The organism is Arthrobacter sp. SlRoot2-15 (genome assembly GCF_059739345.1).
In genome coordinates this window covers 1252629-1268105 of the sequence record NZ_AP046058.1, presented here as the reverse complement: position 1 = coordinate 1268105, position 15477 = coordinate 1252629, and the positions used below count along the sequence as shown (strand labels likewise).

Annotated in this window: 17 protein-coding genes and 1 tRNA gene; 10 read left to right on the top strand and 8 right to left on the bottom strand. The window is 68.8% G+C overall.

Annotation, left to right across the window (positions count from 1 at the left end; translation table 11 throughout):
- Window positions 1–32 precede the first annotated feature (32 nt).
- Entirely contained in the window at window positions 33–506 is a 474-nt protein-coding gene (locus AC6I9V_RS05705; protein ID WP_497898649.1) for a hypothetical protein, read from the top strand.
- Here AC6I9V_RS05705 and AC6I9V_RS05700 read toward each other — a convergent pair.
- From AC6I9V_RS05700 to tmk, 5 genes are all read right to left on the bottom strand, one after another.
- Window positions 503–1849 carry an MFS transporter gene (locus AC6I9V_RS05700; protein ID WP_497898648.1) on the bottom strand — a complete coding sequence of 449 codons (1347 nt, stop codon included), beginning with the start codon at window positions 1847–1849 and terminating at the stop codon, window positions 503–505. The two genes, AC6I9V_RS05705 and AC6I9V_RS05700, sit on opposite strands and share 4 nt — an antisense overlap.
- A 383-nt stretch (window positions 1850–2232) precedes the next feature.
- Window positions 2233–2305, bottom strand: a tRNA-Thr gene (locus tag AC6I9V_RS05695).
- A gap of 127 nt (window positions 2306–2432) precedes the next feature.
- A complete protein-coding gene (locus AC6I9V_RS05690) occupies window positions 2433–4016 on the bottom strand; it encodes an alpha/beta hydrolase (protein WP_497898647.1) in 1584 nt (527 codons plus the stop codon).
- Window positions 4017–4077: 61 nt separating this feature from the next.
- Window positions 4078–5220 carry a DNA polymerase III subunit delta' gene (locus AC6I9V_RS05685; RefSeq protein WP_497898646.1) on the bottom strand — a complete coding sequence of 381 codons (1143 nt, stop codon included), beginning with the start codon at window positions 5218–5220 and terminating at the stop codon, window positions 4078–4080.
- Window positions 5217–5885, bottom strand: coding sequence for a dTMP kinase (gene tmk / locus AC6I9V_RS05680; RefSeq protein ID WP_497898645.1), 669 nt, complete (start codon window positions 5883–5885; stop codon window positions 5217–5219). The genes AC6I9V_RS05685 and tmk overlap by 4 nt, the downstream gene beginning before the upstream one ends.
- Before the next feature lie 89 nt (window positions 5886–5974).
- Between tmk and AC6I9V_RS05675 the strand changes: the two genes are divergently transcribed.
- Together AC6I9V_RS05675 and AC6I9V_RS05670 are read left to right on the top strand one after the other, a co-directional pair.
- On the top strand, window positions 5975–7165 hold the full coding sequence (locus AC6I9V_RS05675) for a trans-sulfuration enzyme family protein (protein ID WP_497898644.1): 1191 nt from the start codon (window positions 5975–5977) through the stop codon (window positions 7163–7165).
- A 9-nt stretch (window positions 7166–7174) separates the two neighbouring features.
- Window positions 7175–7531, top strand: coding sequence for a DUF2516 family protein (locus AC6I9V_RS05670; protein ID WP_146335778.1), 357 nt, complete (start codon window positions 7175–7177; stop codon window positions 7529–7531).
- Between the two features lie 63 nt (window positions 7532–7594).
- On the opposite strand, the gene AC6I9V_RS05665 is transcribed toward AC6I9V_RS05670, so the two are convergent.
- Entirely contained in the window at window positions 7595–8443 is an 849-nt protein-coding gene (locus AC6I9V_RS05665) for a class I SAM-dependent methyltransferase (protein WP_497898643.1), read from the bottom strand.
- Window positions 8444–8586: 143 nt separating this feature from the next.
- Here AC6I9V_RS05665 and AC6I9V_RS05660 point away from each other — a divergent pair, with 143 nt between their 5' ends.
- The gene (locus AC6I9V_RS05660; protein ID WP_349413755.1) at window positions 8587–9333 is read left to right on the top strand and encodes a phosphoglyceromutase; all 747 of its coding nucleotides are present in this window, start codon (window positions 8587–8589) and stop codon (window positions 9331–9333) included.
- 92 nt (window positions 9334–9425) lie between these two features.
- On the opposite strand, the gene phoU is transcribed toward AC6I9V_RS05660, so the two are convergent.
- Window positions 9426–10088: a phosphate signaling complex protein PhoU gene (gene phoU / locus AC6I9V_RS05655; protein WP_349413754.1), complete on the bottom strand. Its 663-nt coding sequence runs from the start codon at window positions 10086–10088 to the stop codon at window positions 9426–9428.
- Between the two features lie 206 nt (window positions 10089–10294).
- Between phoU and AC6I9V_RS05650 the strand changes: the two genes are divergently transcribed.
- The gene (locus AC6I9V_RS05650; RefSeq protein WP_497900266.1) at window positions 10295–11509 is read left to right on the top strand and encodes a sensor histidine kinase; all 1215 of its coding nucleotides are present in this window, start codon (window positions 10295–10297) and stop codon (window positions 11507–11509) included.
- The gene (locus AC6I9V_RS05645) at window positions 11506–12186 is read left to right on the top strand and encodes a response regulator (protein ID WP_138767418.1); all 681 of its coding nucleotides are present in this window, start codon (window positions 11506–11508) and stop codon (window positions 12184–12186) included. Before AC6I9V_RS05650 ends, AC6I9V_RS05645 begins: the two co-directional genes overlap by 4 nt.
- Before the next feature lie 78 nt (window positions 12187–12264).
- Here the strand turns inward: AC6I9V_RS05645 and AC6I9V_RS05640 are convergent, their stop codons facing one another.
- The gene (locus AC6I9V_RS05640; RefSeq protein ID WP_497900265.1) at window positions 12265–12822 is read right to left on the bottom strand and encodes a hypothetical protein; all 558 of its coding nucleotides are present in this window, start codon (window positions 12820–12822) and stop codon (window positions 12265–12267) included.
- Between the two features lie 282 nt (window positions 12823–13104).
- Between AC6I9V_RS05640 and AC6I9V_RS05635 the strand changes: the two genes are divergently transcribed.
- From AC6I9V_RS05635 to AC6I9V_RS05620, 4 genes are all read left to right on the top strand, one after another.
- Complete coding sequence (locus AC6I9V_RS05635; RefSeq protein WP_026266570.1) at window positions 13105–13587, top strand: CarD family transcriptional regulator; 483 nt, start codon at window positions 13105–13107, stop codon at window positions 13585–13587.
- A gap of 115 nt (window positions 13588–13702) precedes the next feature.
- A complete protein-coding gene (gene ispD, locus AC6I9V_RS05630; protein WP_497898642.1) occupies window positions 13703–14521 on the top strand; it encodes a 2-C-methyl-D-erythritol 4-phosphate cytidylyltransferase in 819 nt (272 codons plus the stop codon).
- 24 nt (window positions 14522–14545) lie between these two features.
- Window positions 14546–15031: a 2-C-methyl-D-erythritol 2,4-cyclodiphosphate synthase gene (gene ispF, locus AC6I9V_RS05625; RefSeq protein ID WP_497900264.1), complete on the top strand. Its 486-nt coding sequence runs from the start codon at window positions 14546–14548 to the stop codon at window positions 15029–15031.
- 65 nt (window positions 15032–15096) lie between these two features.
- A complete protein-coding gene (locus tag AC6I9V_RS05620; protein WP_349413752.1) occupies window positions 15097–15444 on the top strand; it encodes a hypothetical protein in 348 nt (115 codons plus the stop codon).
- Window positions 15445–15477: the final 33 nt, after the last annotated feature.

Below are 15477 nucleotides of genomic sequence, written 5' to 3'. Positions count from 1 at the left end.
CCCAGCGCACGTATACCGTAGGAGAAGCCCACGTGATCGAAATCGCCGGACTGCCGGCCCACATCCTCCTGGTCCACGCCGTTGTGGTGCTGGGCCCGATCGCCGGCCTCGCGGCCATCGTCTACGCGGCCGCGCCCCGCTCGCGCCGGTACCTGGCCTGGCCCCTGGGCGTCCTCTCGCTCGGGCTGGTCCCGGTTGCGCTCGTCACCGCGCAGGCCGGTGAGCAACTCGAAAAGTCCCGCCCGGCAACGGCCATGATCCGGGCCCACGCCCAGCAGGGCGACGTGCTGAAGATCGTCTCGATCATCTTCTTCGTGATCGTCGCCGCGATGATCGTCGTGAGTTTCGAGCCGATCGGCCGACGCTTCGCCTTTCTCGGTCCGCTGCGGGAAAACCGCGTCCTGCGGATAGTGCTCCTGGTTGCCGGCGCCCTGGCAGGGGCCTTCTTCCTTTACCAGAGCATCATCACCGGTCACTCCGGCGCTTCCTCCGTCTGGGGCCGCTAGCGCTGTCCTGACCCGTCCGGCGCCCGCCATTGCCGGGCCGGACGCGCCCGCCGCACCGTAATAAACAGCAGGACCAGCGCCACGGCCTGCAGCGCTGCGACCACGGCGATCAGCGCCGGGCGGGCGTCGTACAGGGCGCCGTAGAGGGCGCCGCCCGCCAGTGCGCCGGCCCCCTCGAAGGCCGCGAACACCCCGTACGCCGATCCCTGCCGGGCCTCCGGAACAAGGTCGGCGACCAGCGCCTTGACGGTGGAATCCTGGATCCCGGTAGCGGTTCCCCAGATGGCAACGCCGGCCAGCACCAGGCCGATGCCGGTGGAGAAAGCCAGCACCGGGACGGCCGCGATCAGCAGGGGCAGCGCTAACAGCACGGCGGGGCCCACCCGGTCATAGAGGAAGCCGCTGCCGAGGGCACCGAGCACCGCCGCGCCCATGGCCGCGGCGTAGAGCAACGGCACCACCGGGGCCGCGACTGCCGCCGCGGCGGTCAGGTGGTAGGAGATGACGCCGAACGCCACCAGCCCGGCGCTCCAGAAGAAGGCGCACACCGCAAAGGGCAGGAAAATGCCGGAAAACAACGACGCCGGGCGGCCGCCGGTCCCGGCGCTTGCATCGCCGTCGCCGGCGGCCGCCACCCGAACGGCGGGCGGCCTGCCCTCCGCTGCGGCGGGGCTCCCGCCGTCGGGCTCTGCGAGCCGGCGGCGCAGCCAGAGCAGCAGCGCCAGCGCTGCCGCCGCAGGAACCGCCAGCGCCGCGAACGCGGCCGAGATCAGCCCGGTGGCGGCGAGCACGGCCGCGACGATCACCGGTCCGAGCAGCGCGCCGGTGAGGTCCAGGGACTTGTGCACGGCGAAGCCCCGGCCGCGTCCCACGTCCTTGGCCGCCGCGGCCAGCAGCACCGTCTTTGCCGGGCTCCGCACGGCCTTGCCCACCCGATCCCCGATAATCAGCACCGAGGCCACACCCAGCCCGGCGGCGCCCGCCGCCGGGGCGAAGGCGAGCAGCGGCACACAGACGGCGGTCATGGCATATCCGGCCAGCGTGAATGTCCAGTACTTCCGCGTCCGGTCCGCCCACGGCCCGAAAATCACGCGGAGGCCCTGGGCCGCTGCCTCGGCCCCGCCGGTGACAAGTCCCACCAGCAGAGCGGACGCGCCAAGTTGGGCGAGCAGCGGCCCGGCGAGCGGGCGGGCGCCGTCGGAGACGATGTCGGTGGCGAGGCTGACCAGCCCGAACCCAACCACCGTGCCCCACGGGCGGCTGCCGCGCCGCGGTGTTGTGGTTTGGGCCGGGGAGGTGCGCGGCCCGGAGGGTGCGGGCACCTCGCGCTCAGGCCGGTCCATGTCCCAAGGGTCGCGGACGAGGCGGCGATTGACAAGAGCGGTCGGACCCCGCGCCGTCCGGGGCGTCATTGGGTCGGGTTCCGGCCGTAGCCCCGTCAGACCACGGCGTGTCCGTGTCGAAGTGCCCCCCACACGGCCGCTGCCCCCGTCCTACCTCCAGCGCGGGTCCTAGCGTCCGCCCGGGGCGCCTTCGGACCAAGGTTCGGCTCTCCGGCCCGGCAGACCACGGCGTGTCCGTGTCGAAGTGCCCCCACCAGGTAGCGGCAAGCCGCAGGCCGGAAACCCGGTCCGCGGGGCCGTGCACCCGGCAAGATTCGCATCCGCAAACGACAGAACCCCCGGAAATCAATGATTTCCGGGGGTTCTTTGCGTCGTTCTTCTAGAGCTTCCTATCAGAATCGAACTGATGACCTTTTCATTACGAGTGAAACGCTCTACCGACTGAGCTAAGGAAGCAACCGCGTGAAACCCTCGGCGAACCGGGCGGATCATGCAAGAGACAACTGTAATGGAGTCCCCGCGCCCGGGTCAAAATGGGCCCCGCGGCATCACCTGGAGGTGAGCAGACGGGCGAGCGGACGGGTCAGCAGACGGTGTTGTCCGCCGGGGTCTTGCCGTCCACGAGGTAGCCGTCCACGGCGTTCTCGATGCAGCTGTTGGACCGTCCGTAGGCCGTGTGGCCCTCGCCCTTCCAGGTCAGCAGGGAGGCCGTGCCCAGCTGTTTGCGCAGGGCGCTGGCCCACTCGACCGGCGTTGCCGGGTCCCCGGTGGTGCCGATCACGACGATCTCGGTCGAGCCCTTGTACTCAACCGGCGCCGGGGTGCGCAGGTTCTTGTAGGGCCAGTCCTGGCAGCTTGTGCCGCCGTAGGCGAAGTAGTAGCCCAGGGTGGGGGAGAGCTGGCGGAGCTGCTGCTCCTCGGCGCGCATCGCTGCCGTGTCGGAGGACATCGGGTAGTCGAGGCAGTTGATGGCGGTGAAGGCGAAGGTGGAGTTCGCCGAGTAGCTTCCGTTGGGCTCCCGGTCCGCGCCGAAGTCGGAGAGCCGGAGCATCGGGGACAGGTCGCCCTTCATGGCGCTGTCCAGGGCCTGGGTCAGCACGGGCCAGTTGTCGTCGTTGTAGAACGGCAGGATGAAGCCGCTGACGAACATGGACGCGTTGACCACCCGCCCGTCCTTGGCCGACTTCGGGTTGGCTTCGACGGCGGCGATGATGTCCTGGATCTGTTTGACGGCGTCGTCCGGGGTGCCGCTGAACGGGCAGCCGCTGCCCTGGAGGCAGTGGGTGACGTAGGCGCGGATGGCCTTTTCAAACGCCTTCGCCTGGCCGGCGGTCAGTTCTTCGTAGCTGAGCGAGGGGTCCATGGCGCCGTCCAGGACCATCCGGCCCACGTTGTCCGGGAACAGGGAGGCGTAGGTGGAGCCGAGGAAGGTGCCGTAGGAGTACCCGAGGTAGTTGAGCTTTTTGTCGTTGAGGACACCGCGGAGGATGTCCAGGTCCTTGGCGGCGCTGGCGGTGTCGACGTGGGCTAGCACCGGCCCGGTCTTCTCGGCGCACTTGGCGGCGATGGCCTTGTTGTCCGTGAGGGTCTCGGCCAGCCCGGCGTCGGTGTCCAGCTTGTAGACCTTGGCGCGGGAGGCGTCGCGCTCCTGGTCGGTGAGGCAGGTGACGGGCGCGGAGCGCTTCACGCCGCGCGGGTCGAAGCCGACGACGTCGTAGTTCGCACGGACCTTCTCGGAGATGTTGGTGGAGCCGGCGTCTTTGACGAAGTCGTAGCCGGAGCCGCCGGGGCCGCCCGGGTTGACCAGCAGGCTGCCCTTCTTGCTGCCGCCCTTCGAGGCCAGCTTGAGCGCGGCGATTTCGATCGTGTCGCCGTCGGGCTTGCTGTAGTCCAGCGGCACCTTGACCTTGGCGCACTGGAACGTGCCTTCGCATCGCGTCCAGCTCAGCTGCTGGGAGTAGAAGTTCCGCAGCTCGGCGGGGGCGGCAGCGGCGATTGAGGGGTCGGCCGTGGCCGGGGCGCTCTTGGAGCCGCCGTCGCCGGAGCCGAAGAGCGTGCAGGAAGACAGCACCAGGGCCAGCACCAGGCCGAGCGTCAGGGCTCCGGCCGCCCGCACCCCGCGCCCCACGGGTTGGTGGCCTGCGGGCCGTGGTGGTGCTGACGTCATGCGGTTTCTCCTTGGGACGTGGAACTGTGCGAAGCGTGGCGGGTCGAGCGTTACTGTCAGGTCAAATCAGGCTGGCGGCCATGGACTCAATCGCCAGCAGCGGGGCCACGTTGGTGGTGGTGATCCGTTTGCGGGCCTTGTTGATAGCGTCCATGCGGGCAAGGGTCACTTCGGCCGTGGAACGGCCGGCAAAGTCCTGCAGTTCGTTCCTCAGCTCAACATTGACCAGTTCAACTGCGTCCCCCATCTGGATGATCAGCACATCCCGGTAAAAGGACAGCAGGTCGGTCAGGGTGCGGTCAAGCGAGTCGGTGACGGAGCGCTTGGCACGGCGCTTCTGGTCATCCTCCAGCTGTTTGACCTGGCCGCGCATGGCCGGCGGCAGCGGACCGCTTTCCGGTGCGCCGAGCGTGGCGAGCAGTGCGGCCTTCTCGGCGGCGTCGCGCTCGTCATTGGAGCTGTTGGCTTCTTCGGTGGCGATCTTGACCAGTTTGTCCGCCATCATCACGGCCGCGGTGATGCCCCGCAGTTGCAGCGGGAACCGCACGGTCTCGAGCCGGCGTTCGCGGGCCTCGGGGTCCCGGGCCAGCCGGCGGGCGATGCCCACATGGCTTTGCGCGGCCCGGGCGGCACGTTCGGCGACGTCCTGGTCGACGCCGTCGCGCTTGACCAGCAGGGCCGCGACGTCGGCGGCCGGCGGGAGCCGCAGCGCCACCGGGCGGCAGCGGGAGCGGATGGTCACGAGCACGTCCGCGGGAGAGGGGGCGCAGAGCATCCAGATGGTGCGCGGGGTGGGCTCCTCGATGGCCTTGAGCAGCACGTTGGTGGTGCGCTCCGCCATCCGGTCCGCGTCCTCGACGACGATGATGCGCCAGCGCGCGGAGGAGGGCCGGTTGCCCGCGCTGGAGACGAGTTCGCGGGCCTCGTCAATGGTGATGGTGACCTTCTCGGTCCGCACGAATGTCACATCGGAGTGCGTCTCGCCCACGATGGTCTGGCACGCCGGGCACACGCCGCAGCCGCGCCGGGCCACGTCCTCCTGGTCGCAGTTCAGCGCCGCGGCGAAGGCCTTCGCGGCGTTGGACCGGCCGGAGCCGGGCGGGCCCGTGAACAGCCAGGCGTGCGTCAGCCCCTCGCCCTCGGCGGCCTGGCGCAGCTGGGCGACGACGGCGGGCTGGCCCTGGAGGTCGTCCCAGACACTCATGCCGAGCTGCCCTGGCGGAGCGCGAGCAGGCCCTGCACGCGCTCCAGGATCCGGGCGGCCAGCTCCGGCACGGGCAGGTGCGCCGCGAGGACAAGATACTGCTCCGGCCGGTCCGCGGCCAGCGCCAGGAACGCGGCACGGATCCGGGCATGGAATTCGTCGGCTTCGGATTCGAGCCGGTCCTCCGGGGCATCCCCGGCGGTCCGCCGCCGCCGGCCGTCGGCAGGATCGACGTCGAGCAGCACGGTGAGGTCCGGGTGCAGACCGGAGGTGGCCCAGTCGTTGACCTCGCGCACCGCGTCCGTGCCGAGGTCGCGGCCGGCACCCTGGTAGGCCACCGAGGAGTCGATGTAGCGGTCGGTGAGGACCACCTCGCCGCGTTCCAGTGCGGGGCGGATCACCTGGGCGGCGTGGGCGGCCCGGGAGGCCGCGAAGATCAGGGCCTCGGTGCGTGCGTCGATGTGGCCGTGGCCGTGGTCCAGCACGAGGGACCGGAGTTTTTCGCCGATCGGGGTGCCGCCCGGTTCCCGGGTCCGCAGCACGGTCAACCCGAGTGACTCAAGGGCCCGGGCGAGTTCTGCGGCCTGGGTGGACTTGCCGGCCCCGTCGCCGCCTTCGAAGGCAATGAACAGTCCGGGGAACGGGCCGGGAGTCTGGGTAGTCACTGCTCTAGCCTACCGACAATCACCGACACTATGGTGGCCTGCGCGTAACGCCTTACAGGCCCGGCGCGGCCCCGAAGTACCCTGTGTCCATGAGTCTCTCCGAAGAACACGCAGCCACGCTCTCCGCCGAAACGCTTGTGGTGGCTGCGGGCCGGCCGCCGCGCGAACGCGACGCCCCGGTCAACCCCCCGATCGTGCTCTCCTCCACCTATTTCGGCACCGGCCCGCTGGGCCCGGGCGACCGCGGCTACGGACGCTATTCCAACCCCACCTGGGACCCGTTCGAGCAGGCCCTGGCGCAGCTGGAGGGCGCGGAGCTGCCCGGCCTGCTCTACGCCTCGGGCCTCGCCGCCGTCAGTTCGGCGCTGTCCCTGGTCCCGGCGCAGGGGGTGCTCGTGATGCCGTCCCACAGCTACGCCGGCTCGCTGGTGATGGCGACCGAACTGGCGCAAAAGGGTGCGCTGGAGTTGCGCACCGTGGACATCGCGGACACCGACGCGGTGTTGGCCCAACTGGCCCCCGCCGGCGGCAAGCCCGCCAGCATGCTGTGGCTGGAGAGCCCCACCAACCCGATGCTCGGCGTCGCGGACATCCGGGCACTCACCGCCGCGGCGCACGCGGCCGGCGCGCTGGTGGTCACCGACAACACTTTCTCCACCCCGCTGGTGCAGCAGCCACTGTCCCTCGGCTCCGACGTCGTGCTGCACTCGGTCACCAAATACCTCTCCGGGCATTCCGACGTCGTCCTCGGCGCCCTGGTGACCTCCGACGCCGGGCTGCACGCGAGCCTGCTGCACCACCGCACCATCCACGGCGGGATCGCCGGGCCGTTCGAGGCGTGGCTGGCGCTGCGGGGTCTGCGCACCCTTGCCCTGCGGATCGAGCGCTCGCAGGCCTCGGCGGCCGTGCTCGCCGAACGGCTGAGCGGGCACCCCCGGGTCGGGGCCATCCGCTACCCGGGGCTCCCCACGGACCCCGGCCACGAACGGGCGAAGGCGCAGATGAAGGGTTTCGGTTCCGTGCTGTGCATCGAAATGGCGCCGATGGACGGCGCCGGCCTCAGCGGCGCGGACGCCGCCGACCGGATGATCCGGGCCCTGCAGCTCTGGCTGCCGGCCACGTCGCTGGGCGGGGTGGAATCGCTGATCGAGCGCCGCCGCCGGCACACGGCGGAGCCGGCCAGTGTGCCGGACAACCTGGTCCGCCTGAGTGTGGGAATTGAGAATGTCGATGACCTGTGGGCCGATTTGCAGCAGGCTTTGGCCACACTGGACGGCTAGGCTGGGGGCATGGACGGAAGAAATCTCATTGACTTTGCCGACTTCGGAGTGAGCGCGGTTCTTTTGCTCGTCTCGCTCAGCCTTGAGATTTGGGCGTTCCTCGACTGCCTGCGCCACAAAGCCAACGCTTTCGAAGCGGTGTCCAAGCGCACCAAGACCTTCTGGCTCGCCCTCACCGGCGGCGCACTGCTCATCGGGGTGCTGGCCGTTGTCACCTACCGTGGCGGCAGCCCTGTCAACGCACTGGGGCTCTTTGGCCTAGCCGCCGTGACAGCCGCGGCCGTCTATCTTGCCGACGTCCGTCCCGCAGTCAAAGACGCTGGCCGGGGCGGCAGCCGGAATATGGGCCCCTACGGCCCCTGGTAGTCCACCCGGCTCCCTAAGCTCGCAAGCTCGCTCAGGGAACCCTGCCGGCGTGGGCCCACCCGCCTAAACCCCCGGCGCCACGGCTTCCCAGCCCACGGTGAGCTCGCCCAGGCGCCACCGCGCCGGGCCGTCCTGCACCGGCCAGCCGCCGTCGCGCAGGGCACGGCACATTGCCGTCCAGCGCTGCCGGTTCCCGAACGAGGCCAGCGGCGCGGCCTCCAGCCAGGCCTTGTCCAGCGCCTGCAGGTAGGAATGGATCTTTTCGCCCGGCACGTTCCGGTGGATCAGCGCCTTGGGCAGCCGTTCAGCGATCTCCGAGGGGAGATCGAAGGCGCCGAAGCGCATAGACAGCCCCAGGCTGAGGGGGCGGTCGGCGTCGAGCGCCACCCACGTCACCCGCCGTCCGATCTCGTCGCAGGTGCCGTCAATGAACAGGCCGCCGGGGGCCAGCCGGTCCTGCACCAGCCGCCAGATCGCCGGGACGTCCGCCTCCTCGTATTGCCGCAGCACATTAAACGCCCGCACCAGCACCGGCCGGCCCGGCACCGGGAGTTCGAAGCCGCCGAGCTGGAAGCTCAGCCCGGGGCGTTCCAGCTCCTTGGCCTGCCGGACCCGCTCCGGCTCGATCTCGATCCCGACCACTCGCACATCGGCGCGGAGGGCGCGGAGGCGTTCGTAGAGTTCGACGGCGGTGGCCGGGGACGCGCCGTAGCCAAGGTCGACGACCAGCGGATCCGCCGCGTTCCGCAGCCGCCACGCCTGCGGCCCGGTCAGCCAGCGGTCAACTCGCCGCATGCGGTTCGGGTTGGTGGTCCCGCGGGTCACGTTGCCCACCGGCCGGCGGGCCCGGGATGCACCCGTAGGCCCGCCCGGGGTCCGGGGGGACGCCACCCGCTCAGCCTTCTGCACCACACGCCAACCCTATCCTCCAACGCGGGGTCAGCTACGGCCCATGCCGGGCCTTGGGATGGGCCGTAGCTGACCCCGCGTTGGGCTGATGAGGGTGGTCTGTAACGCACGGCACGGTGCGCGGGTGCTCGGTTAGGATGAAAAGCATGACTTACAAGCTGATTCTGCTGCGCCACGGCCACAGCGAATGGAACGCCAAGAACCTGTTCACCGGCTGGGTGGACGTTGACCTGAACGACCAGGGCCGGGCCGAGGCGGTGCGCGGCGGCGAGCTGCTGGTGGAGAACAACATCCTCCCGGACATCCTCTACACCTCGCGCCTGAAGCGGGCCATCAACACCGCGAACCTGGCGCTGGAGAAGGCGGACCGCGGCTGGATCGACGTCAAGCGCGACTGGCGCCTCAACGAACGCCACTACGGCGCGCTGCAGGGCAAGGACAAGGCACAGACCCTGGCCGAATACGGCGAGGAGCAGTTCATGACCTGGCGCCGTTCCTACGACACCCCGCCGCCGCCGCTGGCGGACGACTCCGAGTTCTCCCAGGTGGGGGATCCCCGCTACAAGGACCTCGGCGACGCCATGCCGCGCACCGAGTGCCTCAAGGACGTCCTGGTCCGGCTGCTGCCCTACTGGGAATCGGACATCAAGGCGGACCTCAAGGCCGGCAAGACCGTGCTGGTCACGGCCCACGGCAACTCCCTGCGCGCGCTGGTCAAGCACCTTGACGGCATCAGCGACGAGGACATCGCCGGCCTGAACATTCCCACCGGCATCCCGCTCGTCTACGAGCTGGACGAGGACTTCAAGCCGCTGAACCCGGGCGGCACCTACCTCGACCCCGAGGCCGCCGCCGAGTCCATCAAGGCCGTGGCGAACCAGGGTAAGAAGTAGCCACTTTCGCACCCCGGATACGACGACGGCGGCCGGTCACCCCCAAGGTGACCGGCCGCCGCCGTACTGTCTGCCGCGTGAAGAGCGAGGCGTCAGCTGTGTTCGATGCTGGTCGGGTGCCAGGCGCCGGTGACCAGATAAGTGACCTTCTGCGCGACGGAGACGCCGTGGTCGGCGAACCGCTCGAAGTAGCGGCTGGCCAGGGCGACGTCGACGGTGGTGGCCGCGGACTCGGTCCAGTCGCTGCGCGCGATCGACTTGAAGATGCTCAGGTGCAGGTCGTTGACGGCGGTGTTGGCCTTGAGGATGTCGCGGGCAACCTCGAGGTCCCGGGTCTCCAGCAGCACGGTGAGCTTCTCGGCGATCTCGAGGTCGTACTTGGCGAAGTTCTTGAAGGTCTCCTGCAGCGGCTGCGGGATAACGTTTGCCGGGTAGCGGAGCCGGGCGAGCTGGGCGAGGTGCCGGGCAAGGTCTCCCATCCGCTCCAGCGAGGCGCTCATCCGCAGCGAACCCACGATCATGCGCAGGTCGCTGGCCACCGGGCCCTGCAGGGCGAGGATGTCGATGGCCCGCTCGTCGAGGCTGTTCTGCAGGAAATCGATCCGGGCGTCCGCCGCGATGACGTCCTCGGCCAGGTCGATGTCGGCACCCTCGAAGGCCGTTGTGGCCTTTTCGAAGGCTTCGCTGACCAGCTTCGAAATTTCGACGAGCTGCTCGCCCACCTGGGCGAGCTCTTCCTGAAAAACCTTACGCACGGGTGCGTCCTTTCCTCGGAAACGGTGCCGGGCACGCTGTGGCCGGCGCGTTTCGTTTCACCGTAGCGGCGTTCAACCTGTCACCCTTCCATTCTCCGGTGAACTGTTACGCCTCAATAGGTGAACGTTAGCTGAACCGGGCCCCCAATCGCACAAGTTTTCGATTTCCGGCGGGGCGCAGCGCATAAGCTGGAGCCGTGGATCCAATGCTCATCGGTGTGATCGCAGGTCTGATCGGCCTGTCGCTCGGCATCTTCGGCGTGCTCGCCTTCCGGGTCAGTGAGCAGCAGCGCAAAATCAGCGACGTGGAGACTGGGGACCCGTCCCTGCCCGACGGCGCCGCGGAGGTGCTCGCCGTCGTCGGCCGGGCGTTCGTGGTGGTGGACGCGATCGACGGCGTGGTGCGCGCCAGTCCCGCCGCCTACGCCTACGGTCTGGTGCGGGGGCACACCGTGGTGCACCAGCAGCTGCTGGAGATGACCGCGAAGGTCCGGCGCGACGGCGTGATCCTCGAGAAGCAGCTCGAGCTGCCGCGCGGCCCGCTCGGCCAGGGAACCATTGTGGTGCAGGTCCGGGCTGCCATGCTCGGCGAGGAATATATCCTGTTGCTCGCGGACGACCGCACCGAGATCACCCGCACCGAGGAAATCCGCAACGACTTTGTGGCGAACGTGTCGCACGAGCTCAAGACCCCCGTGGGCGCCATCTCGCTGCTGGCCGAGGCGCTGGAAGCCTCGCCCGACGACGAGGAAGCCGTCCGCCGGTTCGCGAAGCGTATGCACAAGGAATCCACCCGGCTGGCCGCCCTCGTGCAGGACATCATCGAACTGTCCCGGCTGCAGGGCGCCAACGTGGCCCAGCAGGCGCACCCGGTGGACATCAACACCGTGGTGGCCGAGGCCGTGGACCGGTCCCAGCTCCCGGCCGAGAGCAAGAACATCGAGATTGTGGTGGGCGGCCGGACCAACGCGATGGTCTACGGCGACCAGGACCTGCTCGTGACGGCGCTGCGGAACCTGATCGACAACGCCATCCGGTACTCACCGGAGAACACCCGGGTGGGCGTGGGCGTCCGCGCCCGGGACGGCCTGGTCGCGGTCTCCGTGACGGACCAGGGCGAGGGGCTCAGCCCCGAGGACCAGGAACGCGTCTTTGAACGCTTCTACCGCGTGGACTCCGCCCGCTCCCGCCACACCGGCGGCACCGGGCTTGGCCTGAGCATCGTCAAGCACGTAATGGCCAACCACGGCGGCGAGGTGACGCTCTGGTCCCAGCCCGGCCAGGGCTCCACCTTCACCATCCGCCTTCCCGAAATGGAAGGGCAGGACCAGCCCGCGGCGGATCCCCGGCGCGCCCCGCAGACCGTACGACCCGAACGACGCGACGCCGCCGGCGTCCATGAAAAAGGAGCTAGCGCTTGAGCCGGATTCTTATTGTCGAGGACGAGGAATCGTTCAGTGACCCCCTCTCCTACCTGCTGGGCAAGGAGGGATTCGAGGTGGAGGTCGTGGACAACGGCCTGGATGCCATCACCGAATTCGACCGCAACGGCGCCGACCTGGTCCTCCTGGACCTGCAGCTGCCCGGGCAGTCCGGGACCGAAGTGTGCCGCCAGCTGCGCCAGCGCTCCTCCGTCCCGGTGATCATGCTGACCGCCAAGGACGCCGAAATCGACAAGGTCGTGGGGCTGGAGCTCGGCGCCGACGACTACGTCACCAAGCCCTATTCCTCGCGCGAGTTGGTGGCCAGGGTCCGGGCCGTGCTGCGCCGCCATGGCGAACCCGAGGAGCTGGTCTCCAGCACCGTCCAGGCCGGCCCGGTCCGGATGGACATCGAGCGGCACGTGGTCAGCGTCCAGGGCGACCAGGTGTCGCTGCCGCTGAAGGAATTCGAGCTGCTCGAGATGCTGCTGCGCAACTCCGGCCGGGTGCTGACCCGGGGGCAGCTGATCGACCGGGTCTGGGGCTCCGACTACGTGGGCGACACCAAAACCCTGGATGTGCACGTCAAGCGGCTGCGCAGCAAGATCGAACCGGACCCCTCCGCGCCGCGGTATCTGATCACGGTCCGCGGGCTCGGCTACAAGTTCGAACCCTAAGCCGCGGAACGCACAAAGGAGGGGCACCCAACGGGTGCCCCTCCTTTTGCGTGCTGCCGCGGCGGGCGGCGCCGGAACTTAGTGGCTGCTGGTCGGCGACGGCGTCGGAGTCGGCGTCGGCGTGGCGGTTCCGGAGGCCGTGCCGGTGATGGTGGGCTCGGCGGTCGGCAGGTACTTCTTGTAGTCGGAGATCGCGGCGTCCAGGACCGGCATCTTGAACTTGGCGTCCGAGTTGGTGCCGTTCTCGCGGATGGTCACCTCAACCAGCGAACCGGGCTTGCCGCCGGAGGTGCTGAGGATCGCCGCGTCGGTGCTGTCGTTGAGCAGGACGTACGAGTTCTTCTTGACCGGCACCTGGGTCCGGGAGCCGCTGGCGCCGCTGATGGTCAGCGAAACGTCGTTGGACGAGGTGTTGTACACGGCGCCGATCACGCGGCCGGGCTTGGACTCGCCGTCGGAGATGATCATCATGTTGCGGAGCTGCAGCGGGCCGAGGTCGGTCCGGGTGCCGTCCGACGCCGAATACTGCGCCGTGGTCTGCTGGGCGTTGATGTAGCCGCAGCCGGTCAGGGACAGCAGGCCAATGCCAAAGGCAGCCGTGGCCATCGCCAGCTTGCCGCGCCGGGACCGGGTCATCGCAGTGAAACGCACGTCACGTACTCCTTGAGAGTCTTGAAACATTATTCAGGAATAGCCTATCCGCAATGACGCTCAAACGCGGATTCGGTGACCGTCCGCCGTCGTACCCGGAGGCCCTTGGCAGGGGGTGGCCAATGCACTATTATCCGCGTTCGTCAAGGGGTTTTAGCGGTCGATTCGGGCCGTTTTCCGCGGATTCATGCGGTTTCGGAGCCGGATCCATGGCAGTTGTATGCCTTAATCGTGATAAACTGGTCTGCGGGAAAGGGGAATGTCCACATGGTTTTTGAGGTCGGCGAGACAGTAGTTTACCCTCACCACGGTGCAGCCAAAATTGAAGAAATCAAGATGCGCACTGTCAAGGGCGAAGAGAAGATGTATCTCAAGCTCAAGGTGGCTCAGGGTGATCTGACCATTGAAGTTCCAGCAGAGAACGTTGACCTTGTTGGGGTCCGGGACGTAGTGGGCAAGGAAGGCTTGGAGCACGTATTCGACGTGCTGCGGGCCGAGTTCACTGAAGAGCCCACCAACTGGTCGCGTCGTTACAAGGCAAACCTGGAGAAGCTTGCTTCCGGTGACGTCATCAAGGTGGCAGAGGTCGTCCGCGACCTGTGGCGCCGGGACCACGACCGGGGTCTCTCCGCAGGGGAGAAGCGCATGCTGGCCAAGGCCCGCCAGATTCTGATCTCAGAACTGGCACTGGCTGAGAAGACTGATGAAGAGAAGGCCGCAAGCGTTCTCGACGAAGTCCTGGCTTCCTAACTAAGAATCGAACCCCGGTGGCGTCACAGCCGCCGGGGCTTCTTTTTGCCCAAAATCCGGCCCAACTGCCAGCTGCTTGGGCTGGTCCGCGGCGCCGGGACGTAGTCTTGTCCGCATGAACACTGCATCGAGCGCCGACGTCACCGCGGTCATCGTCGTCGCCGCGGGATCCGGCCAGCGCCTGGGCTACGGCATGCCCAAGGCCAAGGTGCCCCTCGGCGGCGACAGCATCCTCACACACGCCCTGCGCGGTGTGGCCGCGGCGGGCATCGCCGGCCAGATCTGCGTTGCCATCCCGCCGGGGGACCCGGAACTCCGTGCCCAGTGCGAGGCGTTCGAGGCCGAACTGCACGCCGAGCACCGCCGCACTGCCGTCTCCGGGGAGGGCGTGCAGCTGCCGGCCGTCACCGTCGTCGACGGCGGATCCAGCCGCGCCGAGTCCGTGCGGTCCGCGCTGGCCGCCCTCGTGCCGGGGACGCAGTCCGTCCTCGTCCACGACGCCGCCCGGGCGCTGACCCCCGAAGCCGTCTTCCACCGGGTGGCCGCGGCCCTTGCCGCCGGCGCGGTGGCGGTGATCCCCGTGGTGCCGGTTGTGGACACCATCAAGACGGTGGACCCCACCTTCGGTGTCGACGCCGACATCGCCCCCGAGCTCGTCACCGGCACCGCGCCCCGGGAAATGTTGCGCGCCGTCCAGACACCGCAGGGCTTCGACCTCGCCACCCTGCGCCGGGCCCATGAGGCCACGGCGGAGTTCGACAATGCCCGGGAGGCAGCCGTCACCGACGACGCCATGCTGGTGGAACAGCTCGGCGTCCCGGTGTACGCGGTGCGCGGTGCCAGCCAGTCGCTGAAGATCACCACACCGCTGGACCTCATCCTCGCCGAGGGGCTTCTCGAGGGCCCGCTCGGCGCGCGCTGGGTGGAGGGCTAGGTGGACGGGAACGCCCAGCGCCGGCTGCCGGTGCCAAGGACCGGGATCGGCATCGACGTCCACGCCTATGCCCCGGAGGACGCACCGCAGCCGCTGTGGCTCGGCGGCCTGCACTGGGACGGTGAGCGGGGCCTTGCCGGGCACTCCGACGGCGACCCGGTGGCCCACGCCGCCGCCGACGCGCTCTTCTCCGCCAGCGGGCTCGGGGACCTGGGGACACACTTCGGCACCGACCGCCCCGAATACGCCGGCGCCTCGGGCGTGACACTGCTGGCCGAAGCGGCCCGGATCGTCCGCGCCGGCGGTTTCGAGATCGGCAACATTGCCGTGCAGTTCGTGGCGAACCGGCCGAAGTTCGGTCCGCGCCGGGAGGAATCCCAGCGGGTCCTCAGCGCAGCCGCAGGCGCGCCCGTGAGTGTCTCGGCCACCACCAGCGACGGCCTCGGGTTCACCGGCCGCGGCGAAGGCATCGCGGCCACGGCCACCGCCCTGGTGTATCCGGCCGACTGAGCCGAACCGGGCGAACTGGCCTACGCTTAAGGGACACCCCCGCCGGAAACGTCAGGAAACCTCCCGTGAAAAAGCTGCTGCCCGCCGTCGTCCTTGTTGCCGGAATGCTGCTGTCCGGGTGCGCCGGCTCGGCAGCGCCGTCGGCCACGCCCCGGATGAGTGTCGAGGAAAGCTGCAAGTTCCTCAACACCGATACCTTTGTGCCTACCGGGAGCGACAAGGACAAAGCCGGCCAGATCGGCCAGCACTATCAGGAAGTCGCGGACAAGGTGGCGCCGGAGGTTTCAGAGCCGATCCAGAAGATGGCTGACATCATGAAGCAGGTTGCCGGCAGCCCGACCGGGGTCCAGACCTCCGAGCAGCTGACCCAGCTCAGGCAGCAGATGGACAAGATCGGCCAGCACTGCAAATAGCAGGCCGGGCCTGTGCCTCAAGGGCATCGGCTA